This window comes from Flaviaesturariibacter aridisoli (assembly GCF_004343705.1).
Classification (GTDB): Bacteria; Bacteroidota; Bacteroidia; order Chitinophagales; family Chitinophagaceae; genus Flavisolibacter; species Flavisolibacter aridisoli.
On record NZ_SKFH01000006.1, the window covers coordinates 50,668 to 66,952 of the forward strand.

The 16,285-nt window shown below is 62.7% G+C and carries 13 protein-coding genes; 10 read left to right on the forward strand and 3 right to left on the reverse strand.

What is annotated here, in order from left to right:
• Positions 1 to 134 precede the first annotated feature (134 nt).
• Positions 135 to 458 carry a hypothetical protein gene (locus E0486_RS05795; RefSeq protein WP_131851201.1) on the forward strand — a complete coding sequence of 108 codons (324 nt, stop codon included), beginning with the start codon at positions 135 to 137 and terminating at the stop codon, positions 456 to 458.
• Between the two features lie 140 nt (positions 459 to 598).
• On the opposite strand, the gene E0486_RS05800 is transcribed toward E0486_RS05795, so the two are convergent.
• Positions 599 to 1,396, reverse strand: coding sequence for a DUF6261 family protein (locus E0486_RS05800; protein ID WP_131851202.1), 798 nt, complete (start codon positions 1,394 to 1,396; stop codon positions 599 to 601).
• 615 nt (positions 1,397 to 2,011) lie between these two features.
• On the opposite strand from E0486_RS05800, the gene E0486_RS05805 reads away from it, so the two are divergent.
• The 4 genes from E0486_RS05805 (at position 2,012) to E0486_RS05820 (ending at position 3,538) form a co-directional block, all read left to right on the forward strand.
• Entirely contained in the window at positions 2,012 to 2,419 is a 408-nt protein-coding gene (locus E0486_RS05805) for a hypothetical protein (protein ID WP_131851203.1), read from the forward strand.
• A 28-nt stretch (positions 2,420 to 2,447) separates the two neighbouring features.
• Positions 2,448 to 2,771, forward strand: a complete 324-nt coding sequence (locus E0486_RS05810; RefSeq protein ID WP_131851204.1) for a DUF6984 family protein — start codon at positions 2,448 to 2,450, stop codon at positions 2,769 to 2,771.
• 151 nt (positions 2,772 to 2,922) lie between these two features.
• Positions 2,923 to 3,147: a hypothetical protein gene (locus E0486_RS05815; protein WP_131851205.1), complete on the forward strand. Its 225-nt coding sequence runs from the start codon at positions 2,923 to 2,925 to the stop codon at positions 3,145 to 3,147.
• Entirely contained in the window at positions 3,134 to 3,538 is a 405-nt protein-coding gene (locus E0486_RS05820) for a putative toxin-antitoxin system toxin component, PIN family (protein WP_165917208.1), read from the forward strand. The genes E0486_RS05815 and E0486_RS05820 overlap by 14 nt, the downstream gene beginning before the upstream one ends.
• Positions 3,539 to 3,669: 131 nt before the next feature.
• Here E0486_RS05820 and E0486_RS05825 read toward each other — a convergent pair whose 3' ends face one another.
• Both E0486_RS05825 and E0486_RS05830 read right to left on the reverse strand, forming a co-directional pair.
• Positions 3,670 to 10,353 (reverse strand): T9SS type A sorting domain-containing protein, encoded by a 6,684-nt coding sequence (locus E0486_RS05825; RefSeq protein WP_131851207.1) that lies wholly within the window; start codon positions 10,351 to 10,353, stop codon positions 3,670 to 3,672.
• Positions 10,354 to 10,701: 348 nt separating this feature from the next.
• Positions 10,702 to 11,445: a DUF6261 family protein gene (locus tag E0486_RS05830; RefSeq protein ID WP_131851208.1), complete on the reverse strand. Its 744-nt coding sequence runs from the start codon at positions 11,443 to 11,445 to the stop codon at positions 10,702 to 10,704.
• An 861-nt stretch (positions 11,446 to 12,306) separates the two neighbouring features.
• Here E0486_RS05830 and E0486_RS05835 point away from each other — a divergent pair.
• The 5 genes from E0486_RS05835 to E0486_RS05855 are packed head-to-tail and all read left to right on the forward strand — an operon-like array spanning position 12,307 to position 16,135.
• A complete protein-coding gene (locus E0486_RS05835; RefSeq protein WP_131851209.1) occupies positions 12,307 to 12,732 on the forward strand; it encodes an SRPBCC family protein in 426 nt (141 codons plus the stop codon).
• A gap of 38 nt (positions 12,733 to 12,770) precedes the next feature.
• Complete coding sequence (locus E0486_RS05840) at positions 12,771 to 13,217, forward strand: hypothetical protein (RefSeq protein ID WP_131851210.1); 447 nt, start codon at positions 12,771 to 12,773, stop codon at positions 13,215 to 13,217.
• 50 nt (positions 13,218 to 13,267) lie between these two features.
• Entirely contained in the window at positions 13,268 to 14,650 is a 1,383-nt protein-coding gene (locus tag E0486_RS05845) for an APC family permease (protein WP_131851211.1), read from the forward strand.
• Positions 14,643 to 14,975: a hypothetical protein gene (locus E0486_RS05850; protein WP_131851212.1), complete on the forward strand. Its 333-nt coding sequence runs from the start codon at positions 14,643 to 14,645 to the stop codon at positions 14,973 to 14,975. Before E0486_RS05845 ends, E0486_RS05850 begins: the two co-directional genes overlap by 8 nt.
• A complete protein-coding gene (locus tag E0486_RS05855; protein ID WP_131851213.1) occupies positions 14,975 to 16,135 on the forward strand; it encodes a trans-sulfuration enzyme family protein in 1,161 nt (386 codons plus the stop codon). The genes E0486_RS05850 and E0486_RS05855 overlap by 1 nt, the downstream gene beginning before the upstream one ends.
• Positions 16,136 to 16,285 lie beyond the last annotated feature (150 nt).

Genomic DNA, 16,285 nt, shown 5'->3' on the forward strand with positions numbered 1-16,285 from the left:
TTCGCAAAAAAAAAACGACGACCTGCTGCTGAAGGCGAAGAACTCCGATTCGTTTTACATCCGCCGGAACGGCCACCTCACCGGGTTCGTGCCGGGTGAGTAATCTAAACCCATTTACCTTTTTAACCTGCAGCATGCCGACGCCTCCCACACGTTCCCGCATCCTGGCCGCGCGCATCCTGCTCGGCCTGCTCTTCCTGCTGGTGGGGCTGCAGCTGTTCGCGTATTTCAGAACGCGCTACGAGCTGGAGTCGCCGCTGATCCCCGTGTCGATCGTCCGCTCCCTGTCGCGGCCGTTCCTGGTATCGGCCGCTTTCCTGCTCGCTTCAGGGCTGGCCGCGGCCGCGCTGTTGTATCAACGGAAATACCGGGCCGTGCTGGTCCTGTGCGTGCTCGTCCTCCTGCTCAACCAGGTCGGGCACCAATACGGGTTGTTCCGGAGCCTGCTGGGTGAGTGAGGGTTGAAGTGGACGGCACCTCGCCGCCTCTTTTGAAAGGAGCGGGACAGGCCCACCAGGGAAACCTTCGGGTATTGATCGTTCTTCCATAAAAAACGCCGGTCGGCAGACCGGCGTTTGTGTGCCCAAAGATCATTGAGTCAGGCTTGCGGCGTATCTGTGCCCGGCGTCCCCGAAGCGGCTTCCGCGGCTTTGGCCTTTTCGGCCTGCGTCGCCCGCGCCGCCAGCAGGGCGCTGTATTCCTCGGTGATGGCATTGGCGGCGCCGATGGCGTTGAGCCAGGGGCGGTCGTCCTGCCGCAGGCGTTTGGCCGCGGCCCGGCCGGCATTGAGGTGCGTGGCCACCTCCTCGTAGAGGGGGCGGGCCTCGGTGAGTTTGTCTTTAACCGAATAGTCTACCTGCAGCTCCTGGCTGGCGCGCTCCTGGCCGCGGGCGATGGACAGCGTGTCGTACTCGGTGTTCACCGTTTGCAGGTGGTCGGCCCAGCGCTGCAGGCCGAGGGCGGCCACGGCGGCGGCGAGCCCGGGCTTTTCGCGCCAGTCGCGGAGGAAGGAGTTGATGGTGGTGGTTTCGGCCTTCACGGTCATCCGGATAATGGTGCCGGCGCCGCCATACAGGCGCAAGTTGTCATGGAGCTTTTGCGCGCCCAGCTTGCAGGCCGCATCAGGATCCATACGATGGCCGTCGCAGATTTTGCCGAGGCCGCTCACCAGTCCGTCGCGCTCGGCCTCCAGTTCCTCCATCCGTCCGCTTTGCGAGGCGCCGGTAGCCTGGCGGAAGGCCCTCTTGCCTTCCTGCAGGCGGCCTTCCAATTCGGTGAGGTTTTCACTGAGCGCATCGGATAAGTTGCCGCCGGCGCGGATGACGCGGATGAATTGTTCGAGGTAGCGGAGGGCTTCGGCCTGAGGAAGGCGTTCGAAATACAATTGTTGCAACATAAAACAGTGGTTTTTGGTTACTCCAATTTACTCTTTTCCCGGAAGAAAAAAGAATTCCTGGCTTTTATTACGGCAACGGGCACCCGCGAACCGGAAAGTGCCCTCCGTGGATCTGCGAAGGCCGTTTGCAACTTCGCGGCTGCCTTTTCACGACCGGCAAAGCCGGTTTTCTCTTTCGCGGGTGCCTTTGCGGGGTTTGCAAAGGCCGTTTGCAGCTTCGCGGGTGCCTCCGCGGCGGCGAAGAGCCCGTTTTCAAGTTCGCGCGCCCCTTTTCCGGCTCCGCAGAGGCTGCTTGCAACTTCGCGGGTGGCTTTTCCTTTCTGCGGAGGGCGTTTGCAGGTTCGCGGATGGCTTTTGCGTGCGGACGAAGGCTACTATGAAATGCGCGGGCGGGCTTTTGCGTAGGTTTAGGAACAGCCGGTTGCGTTTTCCGGGTTGCCCCGTGCAGCGGCCAACAAAGCCTGCTGCGCTTTGGCCTCCGGGCGGTCTTACTATTTGCTTAATTTCATTCCCGGCCAGCGCAAAGCCTGGTCGTTAGGCGACCGGCCGTAGCTTGCCTCAGCTAATACACCCCCTGACCCTCACCTAACTAATACCGTAACACCGATGCAAGATGTGGATATAGATAAGCTTGTTCAGCAAGCCTCAACCTCCGGGAGCGCAGACGATCTCAAACAGCTTTGGAAGGCGGCGCTGAACCTGGAGCAATGGCACTTTATTACCAAGGTCGGGGAGCCGCTGCAGGACCGGAAGCCCTTTGTCGGGGTGATCGACGACAAACCCTGGGTATTTGTGTTCACCGACAGGCAGAAGGCGCAGTCCTTTGGTTCGATGCCGCAAAACGAAGGCTTTATCGACAGCAGCGGCAGTGCGCTGATACTATCTATGGACACCGGCAAGGCCATCGGCTACCTGCTGGAGCTGGCGAACGCCGGCGTGTACGGCGTCCGGTTCAATGAGGGGAATGGGTGGTATGCCCCGCTGGGCAATTTGCCCGCGGTCATTGCGTACGTGCGGCAATAAGCATTTATCAGAAAAAAACATTCCTCCTATGCCTCCAAGACCCATCCGGCAAGACGAACAGGCTTTGATAGCGCACCTCCTCCTGCTCATCGGGGCCGGCAGTACCTATCGCATACCCGGCGAGGTGGAGGACCTCGATGACGGGGGAATGGGCAGCATTCAGCTCTCCCGCAACGGGCAGCATGCCGGCGACCTGGTGAAGGTGAACTACATCGATGAAGATGGGCAGGCCGTGCTCCTGGTACTTACCCGGAATCAATTCGACGAGCTCTTCGACCTGGATATCTGGAAGGTCGACTTCACGCCTTTGCGGCGGTTCCCGAAGCCCGGACAGGTTACGCTTGCGGAGTGATCACAACAGCAGCAGCCGTCGCGGTGAATCATTTTTTAAACGTTCTGTCTAAAACGACTAACACTTCAGGTCACCCTCCAATTAGAAGCGTCCGGCCTGTTCGCAGAAACCGCGATGCCCCCTATTCACAGATTTGTCGGTAAATTTGAGTATGCGCAGTGTACAGGTGAACATATTGAATCCAAAGGCGGCGGCGCTGCTTCAAAGCCTGGCCGACCTGAAGCTTATCAGCATCGAGGAGCAGGGTGGCGATGATTTCGCCCGGGTATTAAAGCGAGTCCGCGCTAAAGCCGGCAAGCAGGTTCCATCGTTGGACGAAATCAGTGAAGAGGTTGAAGCCGTTCGCAGCAAACGGGCCAAACGTGGCAAAGCATAGGCTCGTTGTCGATACAAACCTGTGGATCTCTTTTTTACTAGGATCGGCTCCTCGTAAATGGGACCAGGCACTGCTGTCCGATAATCATGTGCTCTTGTTCAGCCAGGAGCTTTTAGAAGAGTTCCTTACGGTGGCACAGCGTCCAAAGTTTCGCAAATACTTTAACCTGCCTGACCTCGAAGCATTGATGTTGGCGCTGCAGGAAAAAGCGGAATTTGTCGATGTGCAGAGCAACGTGGCCGCCTGCCGCGACCCGAAAGATAATTTTCTCCTTTCCCTTTGTAAAGATGGGCGGGCAACACACCTACTTACCGGCGACCAGGATCTGCTGGATCTTCTGAAGTTTGGCAAGACCCGGATTCTGACGATTAAGGAGTACCTCGCCTCCTGATGCATCGCACGTAGATACTTGCTCTATAGCGCCAATAACGCCGGTCATTCGACCGGCGTTTTTATTTCACACACATCTTTTCGTCATCGTCATCCCGGTCGCCTGCAACAGGGACCATGCGACCGGAACCTTTACTCTTTCACCAGCCGGATCGTCTGCTTGCTTCCTTCGGCATCCACGATCGTCACAAAGTACACACCCGCGGCGCGGCTGTCCATCGGGACGGTCAGCGTTTGAGTGCCGGCGCTGACGCGCGCCGTTTGCTGCCACAGGCTGCGGCCGGCGGCATCGAAGAGGGCGAGCTGCACGGTGCCGGACGTGCCGGCGGCCAGTTGCAGCGCCGCGTTGCCGCGCACCGGGTTCGTGGTAAACGTAGCCGTGCCTGCCGCGGCATTACTGCCGTCCGTGAGGCGGATGATCGAAGTATACGCGCTGCGGCCGTCGAGGTCGGTCTGCTTGATGCGGTAGTACAGCGTGCCCTGTGCATTACGGCGCGTGTAGCGGTAGTGCTGCCCGGCGGTGCTGTTGCCCGCGCCGGCAACCTGCGCGATCGCCGTGAAGCTGCGGCCGTCGGTGCTTTCTTCTACTGTAAAGCCCGCGTTGTTGCTTTCGGTGGCGGTGCCCCACTGCAGTTCGTCGTTCGACGCGCGGCGCTCGCCACTGAAGGAAGTCCAGGTAACGGGGAGCACGGCGTTGAGCATCCGCACCGAGAAGGGCGAGAAGCTCGTGAAGCCGCTACGCGATACGCTGTAAGGATTGGAGCCGGCGGCCATGAGGGCGCTCGTGCCATAGTCCCAGGCGCCGCCGGTATGGTGCGCCAGGCGGCAGCTGTTGCGGGCGAAGCTCGGGAGCTCCAGGGCCGCGGGCCACTGCACCTGCACGGTGGCGTTGAGGTTGCCAGGCGTTGCCTCGGAGATCATCCAGGTGGCGTTGACGGCATAGCTCGAAAGGGCGCCGCCCGTGCTGCCGTTGATCTGCGCGGTCGGGAGGAGGCGCACCGAGATGTTGTCGGCCAGCGAGCCGCTGTTGAGGGTCACCGTGGCGGGCAGGTAAGCGCCCTCCGTACCCACGGCGAAGGTCTTGCCCGCGCCGGCAGCGATCGGCAGGGTGAAGGCACCCGCGCCGGTGGCCACCACGTAGTTCGTGGCGCTGCTCGTATAGTTGCCGCTGCTGATGGCCAGGTTGTAGTCGCCGAGCGTCAGCTTGCCGCTCGTAAGCGCCAGCGAGCCGCTGAGGGCCACGTGGCTGCCGAGGCTGAGGCCGAGGGCGTTGTTGAGCGTCACCACGTTGAGCGTGGAGGCGGCCGCCAGGTGCTGCGCCTGCACGCCGTTGAACAGCAGCGTGGTGCCGGTGGCGGTAAATACGCCGGGGCTCGTTTGCGTGAAGTCGCCGCCGATGCTGTGCGTAAAGGCGCCGCCGGTGAAGGTGCCCCCGCTGATGGTGAAGTGCTTCAGCACGGTGAGCGCGGCGGAGGTGGTCTTCGTGCCGGCGCTGATTTCCACCGAGCCGTACACGATCGAAGGCGTGAAGGCCTGCGCGGCGCCGTTGTATTCGACGATGCTGAAGGAGTCCAGCGCGTATTGCGTGAACGCGGGGATGGCGCTCGTGCCGCCAATGCGGAGGCGGGCGTTGTTCTCGATGGTGAGCGTGTTGACGGCACCCGCGGTGGCGTCCTGCGCCAGGGTCAGCGCGCCGATGTCGAGCGTGCCCGAGGTGATGTTGAGGTCGGCTACGCCGGCAACGTTCTTCTGCAGCGTCAGCGTGTTGCCGCTGCTTTTTTCCACGTCGAAGTCGGCCAGCGTGAGCGTGGCGGCGGCGCCCGTGAGGTTGCCGTTGATCGCGCCGTTGAAGGTGACGCCGGCGAGGGTGGCGTCGATCGTGCCGTTCATCGTCAGGTCGTGCATGACGTTGAACTCCGAGTTGACCGTGAGGGCCGCGCCCGTGTTCACCGTAGCGTTGTAGAAGTTGGTGGCCGACGAGCCCGAGATCTGGGCCGTCGGCGACGTGAAGAGGAAGGTGGACGTGCCGCCGTTGAGTGTGCCGTCGGATTCCATGTCGCCGGCCAGTGTATAGGTATAGGAGCCGGCATTCAACACGCCGTTCGCGGAGATGGAGAAGGTGCCGCCGATGTTGCTCCAGTTGGCCGCCGGTGTCACGGCGTTGGAATTGGCGATGGTCACGTTGTTGAGCGCGCCGGGCGTGCCGGTGACGCTGAGGGCGCCCGTGCCGCCGAAGGTGACGGTGCCGGTGCTGCTGAAATAGTTGGTGCCCGTGTTGGCGCCGAGGTAGGCGGTCTTCGCCGAGGAGGGGCTGAACAGCATCGTGCCGGGGCCGGTTACGATCCCGTTGTTGCTGAAGCTGCCCGCGATGGTATGGGTGGAGGAGCCCGTGTTGAAGGTGGCGCCTGCATTCACATTAAAGGCCACGAGCACTTTCCAGTCCACGCTGGGCGTGATACCGCCCGTGTTGTTGATGTTGAGGGTAGCGAAGGTGGGCGTGCTGGTGGAGTTGAGCACCGGCGCTACCGTGCCGTTGAAGTTCACCACGCCGGTCGACGTGTTCACCAGCGCGTTGATCAGCGAGATGGTCTGCACCTGCGTGCCCATGAACGTCGTAACGCCGCTGCCGGTGATGGAGCCGCTGTTGTAGAAGTCGCCGTAGATGATGTTGGTGTTGGGGCCTGCGGCATAAGTAGCCCCGGTCAGCACGCGCAACGATTGCAGTGTGATGTCGGCACTGGAGAGCGAGTAGGAGCCGTACACCGTCAGCTTGTTGAAGGTGGTGTTGCCCGTGATGGTCTTGCCGGTGCCCATGGCCAGCACGGCGCCCGTTGCCGGGGCGAAGGTGCCGCTGTTGGTCCAGTTGCCGTAGAGCGACAGGTTGTGGACCGATCCGTCGAGGGTGGCGCCGGAGGCGATGCTGAGGTTGCCCTGCACGGTGGTGGGGCCGGCCAGCGTTTTGGTGCCGCTGCCCGACAGCGCCAGGTGGCCGTACGATACGCCGGTGACGCTCTGCGCTATGTTGCCGTTGTAGTAGGTGTTGCTCGAAGCACCGAAGGTGTAATAGGTGTAGTTGGCGGGGAAGTTGGCCGCGCCGCCCACGTACAGCGCCGCGCCGTCGGCCACCTGCAGGGTGCCGCCGATGGTGTTGCGGGCCGCGCTGAAGGTTTTGAGGTCGAGCGTGCCGGCGGTTACCAGCAGGTCGCTGTTGAGGGTGATGTTGCCGGCCAGCGTGGCGGTGCCGGAAGGCTTGTCGATCACCAGCTTGTTGAAGGAGGTGGCCGCGATGCTCTGGTTGCCGCTGCCGTTGAAGGTGGCCACGCCGCCGTTGGGCAGGTAGGTGCCGTTGTTGTACCAGTTGCCGCCGATCTTGATGGAGGTGCGGTTGGTGGCAAAGGCGGCCGGCTGCACCGTCACGTCGCCGAGGATGGAGGTGGGGCCGGAGAAGTCGAAGGTGCCGGCCTTTACGAGCAGGTTGCCGGTAACGGTGGTGCTGGCGAGCGGGTTGGTGCTGGCGGTGGCGGCCGTCTTGTCGATCACCAGCTGGTTGTAGGTCACGCCGCCCACCGACTGGAAGGCGCCGCCGTTGTAGGTCACGGTGCCGCTGCCGGCGCTGAAGTTCCCGCTGCTGTAGGTGAAGTCGCCGCCGATAGAGAGGTTGCCGGCGCCGTTGAAGGTGATGGCTGCCGCGCCGCTCTGCGTGAGCGACCCGGTGAGTGTTGCATTGCCGCTGCCGATAACGAGGTTGATGTCGTGGCCGCTGGTGCCGTCGCTGAGCAGGATGTTGCCGCCCACGGTGAGCGTTTGCGCACCCACGCTGATGCTGTGTGTGGCGTTGGCGCTCCAGCTGCCGCTGATGTTGCCCTGCGTGCTGAGCGGGCCGCCCGAGAGGCTGAGGGTTACGGGCTGGGCGCTGCCGAGCAGGATGCTCTTGGCGCTGGCCGCGGTATACACTTTGGGCTGGTTGGCCGCGTTGTAGGCCACCACGCCGATCTGCACGATATCGTTGATCGAGGGCGGGTAGGAGGGGGCGCCCTGCACGTAGGTCCAGTTGGCGGGGTTGCTCCAGTCGTCGCTTGCCGAGCCGTTCCAGTTCACCACGTTGGCCGTGGCCGAGAGGGTCCAGGTGCCGCTGATATTGGCGAGCGCCGTTTGCTGCACCCAGTTGTCGGTGGCGTTGCTGGAGGCGGAGCCGGCGCCGGTCCAGGTGCCGCTATTGAAGCGATAGAGTTGCATGGCCGCTTCGTTGTTGCCGTTCAGCTCACCATCCTCGTAGTGGAGGCGGAGCGTGGCGCTGCTGTAGCTGCCGGCGGCAAGGCTGACGGCATAGGTGCGGTTGACGGCCGATCCGAAGGGGAAGCCCGATACGGCCGTCTGCGCTACCGTAACAGTCACGCCGCTGATGCCCGAGGCGCCGGCAAAGGTGAGCTGGTTGTCGGCGCTCTCGAAGGCGTAGGCGGTGCCGGCAACAAGGCCGCCGGCCGGTGTGCGCTCGATAGTTCCGAACAGGTGGCTGCCGTTGCTGTAGCTGACGGCGCCGGTGACGGTGATCTTGCTGCTGCCGGTGCGGAGCACGCCGTTGGTCATGTTGAGCGTCGGCGTGTTCATATTGTTGGCGAGAAACAGCGAGTTGGTGGCGGAGGTCTTGTTCAGCGTCAGCACGTTGAAGGTGGTGGCGCCGGTGATCGTGGCGTCGGCGCCGCCGCCGAACACGATGCTGCTGCCGGCGGGGCTGAAGGTGCCGTTGTTGGTCCAGTTGCCTTTGACGGTATCGATGAAGGCGCCGGCGGCGAAGGTGGTGCCGGCGGCGATGGTCAGGTCGGTATTGGTCACGAGGGCGCCGCCGCCGGTCTTGAGGCCGCCGTTGGACAGTGTCAGGTTGTCGTACGTCACGCCGGCAACGGTCTGCGCGCCGCCGTTGTACACCACGGTGTTGGGGATGGTGGTGGTGGCGTTGAAGGTGCCCGAGCCGGGCGTGAGGGCGCCGGCGATGCCGAGGCTGGAGTTGGCCGCCAGCTGCAGCTTCGTGGTGCTGACCAGGGCCACGCTATAAAGGTTGGCCGTGCCGTAGAACAGGCAGGTGGCCGATGTATTGGAGAAGTTGACGGTGCCGGCGGTAGCGGTGAGCGCGCCCGTGACGTCGAGGGTGTTGCTGATCGTAAACGAGGTGGCTGTGCTGAGCGAGCCGGTGGCCGACAGGGTGTTGAGGCTGATGGTACCGGAGCCGGAGATCGTTTTGGATGCGCCGCTCATCACCAGGATGCCGCCCATGGTAAAGGAGCCGCTCACGGCCAGGTTGCCGGTAAGGGTGAAGCCCGCGGCGGCGGTAACGGTGCCGCTGACGGAGAGGTTGTTGAGGCTGATGCCCGAGCCGGAGATCGTTTTGGTCGTACCGCTCATCGTGAGGGTGCCGCTGCCGTAGGTAAGCACCCCCGAGCCGGTGGTGGACAGGTTGCCCGCTACATTGACGGCCGCCACGCTGGCCGCGATGCTGATGCCGGAAGCCACTACGTTGAGGTTATTGAAGTTGAAGGTGCCGCTGCCGCTCACCGTGGAGCCGGAGCCGGTAAGCGTTACGGTGCCGGTGCCGCCGCTGATGCTGCCGGCGTTGGCGAGGCCGCCGCCGAGGGTCAGCGTATCGGAAGAACCCGAGAGGGATGTACCGCTGCCGATCGTGCTGCCGTTGCTCACGGTCAGCTTGCCGGCGGTGGTTACGGCCACGCTGCCCGACGTGGTGAACGCGTTCGATACAACGGTGCCCGCGGGCACCGGCGTGCTGCCGGAGCCGGAGAGGGTGAGGTTGCCATACGACCTGCCTGAAACAGTCTGGGCGGCGCCGTAGTATTCCACGGTGCTGGTGTAGCCGAGGCTGTAGGTGCTGAAGTTGGCGGGGAAGTTGGAGGCGCCGCTGAGCATCAGCTTCGTGCCGTTGGCGAGGCTGAAGGTGCCGCCGGAGGCGGGCGGGGAGGCGCTTCGGTTGGCGCTGAGGGCTTTGAGGTCGAAGATGCCGCCATCCACGTAGATGTTGCCGTAGTTGGGGCTGGCCATATTCATCGAAGTGATCCCGGCCGCCAGGATGCGGGTGCCCGCGCCGCTGATGCGGAGGGTGGAGTAGGTCATATTGGCGACCGTCTGGGCGCCGGCGGAATTGTATTCCACGGTGGAGCCGCCGTTAAGGGTCACCGTGCCGGCGTAGTTGGCGCCGAAGGTGGCGGCCGTCACCTTGAGGGTGCCGGTGCTGCCGACGGTGAGGGTCTGGCCGTTGGCCCCGATCTGCACGGTTGCTGCCGGCAGCAGGGTGCCGTTGACGGTGAGGCCGGCGGCATACGTGATGGCGGTGTTGAGGGTCAGTACGGCGTTGGCGTTGATGGTGGCCTTGCGGAAGACCATCGCGTTGCCGCTGATGACGGCGGCGGTGCCGGTGAAGATAATGGACGCCTGGTTGGCCGAATAGGTGTAGGTGCCGTTGTTGGTCCAGCTGCCCGATACGGTGACCGTAGCCTTGCCCTGTTTAAAGGTGCTGCCGGCAGCAACCGAGATGGAGCCCGACACGCTCAGGTTCTTGTTGACGAAGAGCGTGAGGCCGCCCTGCACCGTAAGGCCGGCGCAGCTCGAGTTGGAAGAGACAGTGGGGGAATAGGGGCCGCTGTAGCTGGCGTCGCCGATGACGGCGGCCTTCGTAGCGCTGGGAATGCCGGCGGTCCAGTTGGCGGAATTGGACCAGGCGCTGCTGGCGCTGCCTTTCCAGCTGGTGGTCGTTTGGGCGGATGCCGACAGGGTGAGGAGGCCGAACAAGCAAAGAAGCCATGTTCTCATAAGGTAGTTTTTAGGGGGTACGGCGACTTTTCAGGCGCGCGGAGCCGCAAAACTAAACCAGGTGTATGGCGGGCCTACCGAATATTCGGTATAGAGGCGGGTTGTGTCGTTGAATGAAGATTTGGCTTAGGGAGGGGCAGGGTAAACGACTAGAGCACCTTAGCGGCTGTCTAAAATTAGTTGGTTGATTACCTGATGGTACGTACCGCCTCGCAGCGGCGGGAGCTACCAACAGGCCGTCCCTTCGGGACGGTAGGTAACCGGCACATTCGCGAGGGAATTCCGGGGCAACTGCCATAAAAAAAGCCCCTTCGGACGAAGGGGCTTTTGGTAGCATTCCCGAGGCGCTCAGGCGCTGGCGGGCTTTTCTTCGGTGTGGCCGGCGCGCTGGGCCAGCTTCGTTTTCGCTTCCGCGGTCACGGCGTTGATGCCGGCAACCAGGCCCGCATAGGGCTCGGCGCCGCCGGTGAAATTGCAGGCGCTCTCCACCTGCTTCATCAGCGCGGTGTAGGCCTTGGCCGACACGCGGCGCAGCGCCACCATCCGGTAGGCGGCGGGCTTCACGGTTTCATCGTCGGTGCGTTTTTCCTGCAACTCGATAAAGCGGTTGTTGGCGCCTTCGAGGGCGTTCAGCAGCGACACGAGGCCCAGGGTTTCCAGGGCGTCCACGAGTTCGGGGCGGGCGCGGAGGTCGCGCACGAGGTTGGCGGTGAGTTTCGACTGGCTGTCGAAGTTGGCGCCCGTGAGCTTGCTGGCGGGGCCGTAGGTTTCCAGCACGGTGAGCAGGAGCACGGCCGCGGCCACGCGTCCGTCGTCTTCGCACAGGGCGAAGCCTTCGCAGAGGTGAAAGAAGGCCAGCGTGAAGCGGTCGCGGCCGGCGTCGGCGGCCTGGACGTCGTCGGAAAAGCGGGATCCTTTGGCGAGTTGCACGAGGCCGTTCATCTCGTCGTTGGTTTCGGTAAAATGCGCGAGGGCGGCCACTACCGGGGGCGCGAGATTCAGGCCGGTGAAGTGCCTGGCGATGCGGTCGTTGTAAAAAACGCACTCGGCGTTGTTCAGGTCGCGGGGGTCGAGGCGGAGCAGTTCGTTCATGGTTTAGTTTTCTACCAAGTTACAGTAGCCGAAGCACCGGTACAAGAGCCCGCCGGCAGTTGTGGAAAACGCGTGCATAGCCGGAACGCCTCCTCCAAGGGCATTTCATAACCCATTGATCCCCAGTACGGATAGCTCCGTCCATCTTTATTTCAGACCTGTCGGAAGCCCCGGAAGCCCCGGAATTTTTCTTTTCGCCCCTTCCGGAAGCCCCGGAAGGGGCGCCCGGAAATTTTTGACGGCTGCCGGATGCCCCGACAGGGCCGCCCATTTCCCGGGGAGGGCTCCCGGATGTGGGGGCAGGTTCGAAAAGATTCCGGGCGGGCTCGAACGGGGGGGAGGAGATTGCGGAAAACTTCGGGAAAAGGCATTTCCAACGGTTGATTTTTACAAGCTTTTGAAAGAGTGGAATGAGTAACGCGGTTCAGACTCGCTTAGAGGCTGTCTAAATAATTCGTTGAAAGTGCGTTAGTAGCGAACCGTCCCGAAGGGACGGAATATCGGTAGCCCCGGGTGCAACCCGGGGTTAAATGCGGGTAGGTTAACCGCGCACCCTGTAGGGGTGCCACCGCGTCGAACGGGCCCTCCCTGGGGCTTAAGCCCCAGGGATAAAGTGGCGCCCCTACAGGGCGCGCCATCTCACCCCGGCTCACGCTACCCCGGGTTACACCCGGGGCTACCAACATGCTGCCTCTTCGAGGCAGTACTTACCATCGGGTAATCAACCACTTAATTTTAGACAGTCTCTTAGAACAGCCTGGGCCGCGCTCCCGTTCCCGCCGGCAATCCGTATTTTGGCGGCTGCAACCAGGACACAGCTGCCGGCAAAGGCAGTTGTATTTGCTACATCAAACATGCCCCATGGTTTCTAATCTTTCTTCGATCTTCATCAACGCCTCCAAAGAGCGTGTGTGGAACGTCATTTCCAATCCCGCCCTGGTCAAGGGCTGGCAGTACGGCAGCGAGCTGATCACCAGCTGGGAGCCCGGCACGCCCATCCGCTTTCGCACGCCCTGGCAGGGACAGGTATTCGAGCAATGGGGCACGGTGCGGGCGTTTCGCCCGCACGAGGAGCTGTCGTACAGCCTCTTCGCCCCGCGCGCGGGCCTGGACGACCAACCCGAAAATTATTTCGTGATGATCTATCGCCTTGAAGAAGCGGACGGCGGCACGAAGCTGACCATCCTCCAGGAAGACGGCCGTTCCGTGGCGGTGCAAAAGGAGCCCGAAGGGGAGGAGAACCCGGTGCTCCAGGCGCTGAAGGGCCTCGCCGAAGCGGCCCGCTGATCCGAATTCGTTACCTTGTTCCGGATAAAACCCCGCGCATGAAATTCCTGTATCTCCTCATCGCCGCTCTCTTCCTCGGCTCCTGCAACTGGTTCAAGCAAAAGACCAAAGACACCGTCAACAAAACCGGCGAGGTGGTGGGGAAGGCGGGCTCGGAGTTCGTCAACGGCGTTTCGAAAGGCGTCGAAAAAAGCTTTGAGAACGCCGTGGTCGTATCAGACGCCCTGAAGGGCGAAGGCCTGCGCACGGGCAAGGTGCTGATCAACGGCACCGACAGCACATCCGACAACATCGTAACGGCCTACCTGATCTTCGACAAAGACCTGTCGCAGGTGCTTACGGTGAAAGTGTTCACGGCGGGCGGACAGGAATACGGCCGCGTGTCGCAACCGGTGACGGGCAAGCGCAACGAGGCCCGCTATGTCGACTTCGTGTTCGACAAGCGTACCAACATCGACGGCAAGGGAACAATCACCATGGAATAATCGGGACCTTTTCCCCGCATCGGCTATATTTAGCCCTCAGTGCCCGCCCTATGACCCCGCCCAAGCCCGGACTCCGCCTCTTCGATTTTACCATGATCGTCGTCTCGCTCGTGATCGGGATGGGCATCTTCCGCACGCCGGTCAACGTGGCGCGCGATGCGCCCTCGGCGGGCGTTTTCTTCGCCGTGTGGGTTGCCGGCGGCGTGGTGGCACTGTGCGGGGCGCTGACCTACGCCGAGATCGGCTCGCGCCTGCCCGTTACGGGCGGTTACTACAAGGTCTTTTCCTATGCCTATCATCCCTCCGTGGCTTTTGCCATCAACTGCGTCATCCTCGTGTCGAATGCCGCCTCGCTGGCCGGCGTAGCCCTGATCGGGGGCGAATATATTTCGGCGGTCGTTGGTCCGGTGATCGGCGGCCCGCTGGCGGCGAGCAAGGCGCTGCAGATGGCCATCGCCGTGGGCGCCATCGCGCTTTTTTACGGGATCAACCTGCTTGGCCTGAAGCTCAGCGCCCGCACGCAAAGCGCGCTCATGATCATCAAGATCACGCTCATCCTGCTGCTGATCCTGCCCTTGTTCCTGACCAAAGAGGCCTCGCCCGCCGTGCTGGCCACGGCGCAGTCGGTGACGCTGAGCCCCACGATGAACCAGTACCTGCTGGCCTTCGGCAGCGGCCTCGTGGCGGTATCGTTCACTTATGGCGGCTACCAGCAAACGATCAACTTCGGCGCCGAGGTGCGGCAGCCGGCGCGCAACCTGCCGCGTGGCATCTTCCTGGGCATCGCCCTCATCATTACGCTGTACCTGGCCATCAACTGGGCCTACGTGCACGTCATCGGCTTCGACAACCTGAAGGCCATGGGCCACCAGGAGCAAAGTCCCAACATCGCCGCCTTGATGGCCGCCCGCGTGTTCGGGCCGCAGGCGGAGCGGGTGCTGTCGGTATTCCTGTTCCTGGGGGTGCTGGGCTACGTCAATGCCCTGCTGCTCTCCAACCCGCGGGTGATGTATGCCATGAGCGAAGACGGCATCCTGCCGCCGGCCTTCCGCCGCCGCCACCCGCGCACGGGAGTTCTGGTGGTTTCCCTCACTATATTTGCCGTCCTTTGCATGCTCATCGTGGGCTGGGCCCAGAAGTTCGAGACTGTTCTGGGTTTCTCCATTTTCCTCGATTGCTTTGGAATGATACTTTCCGCCGGCAGCATCTTTTTGCTTCGGCGACGCACCCGACACCTGGACGAAACCGGGATTTTTAAAATGAAAGCGTACCCCCTGCAACCGGTGCTCTTCATTTTTGCGTATTTATTTGTAGCTATCAGCCTGCTGAAGCAGCAGACCGAATTGTGCCTCATCGGCATCGGGGTTATGAGTTTGTTCATCGGGCTCTATTTCCTCGTCTTCGGCAAGGCTAAAACGTCAATGGATGTCTGAAGAAACACAAAGCCAACCCAACCCAGGATCGTCGCGCCGCCACCGCAGCAGCGGGGGCAGCAGTCGTCACAGCCGCTCCCGCCACGGCCGGAGCCGCAGCAACGGCAGCTCGCGCCGCGGCTCCTCCGACAGCAAGACCAAGAACAGCTTTACGCTCGGCCAGGCCCTCCTGCTCCTCTGGAGCGCCGCCACCCTGGGCACGCTGCTTTACCTGATCAACGACGTGCACCGCGCGCCGCTGCCCGCCATCGCCGCCCTCACCGGCGCGGCCCTGCTGGGGCTGCTGTTCTTTTTCCGCGGGCTGCGCAAGAAAAAACGCAAGTAATGGAGCTGTCGGAGATCCTCAACGAGCTGGGGGAGGACCGGTCGCTCTATTTCAACGCGGTGGCGCCACCCCTCCTGCAAACGAGCAACTTCGCCTTCCCCACGGTGGCCGCGCTACGCAGTGCCTTCGCCGATGAAATGGGCGGCTACATTTACAGCCGCGGCCTCAACCCCACCGTGGACATCCTGCGCAAAAAGCTGGCGGCCCTCGACGGCGCCGAAGACGCGCTCCTGTTTGCCAACGGCGCCGCGGCCATCTTCGCCGGCGTGCTGCCCTTCGTGAAGAAGGGCGATCACATCCTGTCGGTACGAAGCCCCTACAGCTGGGCGCAAAAGACGTTTGACCAGATCCTCCCGCGCTTCGGTATCGAAACGACCTATATCGATGGTACGGACATCCGTCAGTTTGAAGAAGCGCTGCGTCCCCATACGACGTTCATCTACCTCGAGTCGCCCAACTCCTGGAACTTCGCCCTCCAGCCCCTCGCCGAAGTAGCTGCGCTGGCGCGGGCCCGCGGCATCGTGACCCTCATCGACAACAGCTACTGCACGCCGCTGCACCAGCGGCCCCACGAGCTGGGCATCGACCTGTGCATGCAAACGGCCACCAAGTACATCGGCGGCCACAGCGACACGCTCGGCGGCGTGCTCACGGGCACGCACGAACGCATCCGCCGCATTTTCGAGCTCGACTACCTGGCCATCGGCTCGGGCCTGTCGCCCTTCAACGCCTGGCTGCTGCTCCGTGGGCTGCGCACGCTGCCCGTGCGCCTCGAGCGCATCAGCCGCAGCGCGGCCACCGTGCTGGCCTGGCTGAAGGCCCACCCGAAGGTGGACCGCGTGCTCTATCCCCTCGATCCGGACTTCCCCCAATACGACCTTGCCCGGAAGCAAATGAGCGGCGCCGGCGGACTCTTTACATGCACGCTGAAAGGCGGAACGCCGGAGCGCATCACGCGTTTCTGCGAGGCGCTGCGGCACTTCCTGATGGCCGTCAGCTGGGGCGGCCACGAATCGCTCATTCTGCCCAAATGCGCCGGCATCGACCCTGCTGCCTTCGATCCGTCCAACATGGAACACCAGTACATCCGGATGTATGTGGGGCTGGAGGAACCCGAATACCTGATCCGGGACCTGGAGGGGGCGCTGGCCCTCGTTTGAGGCGCGGGATGCGTGAGGCGTCCGGCGTGAAGCGTGAGGTCGCCATGCACCATACTAAAAGAACGGAAGCCGTTGGCATCCGTTCTTCGATGACCGGCGTAAGCCGCTCACGCCGGACGCCTCACGCTTCACGAACCCGATTGCCGATTC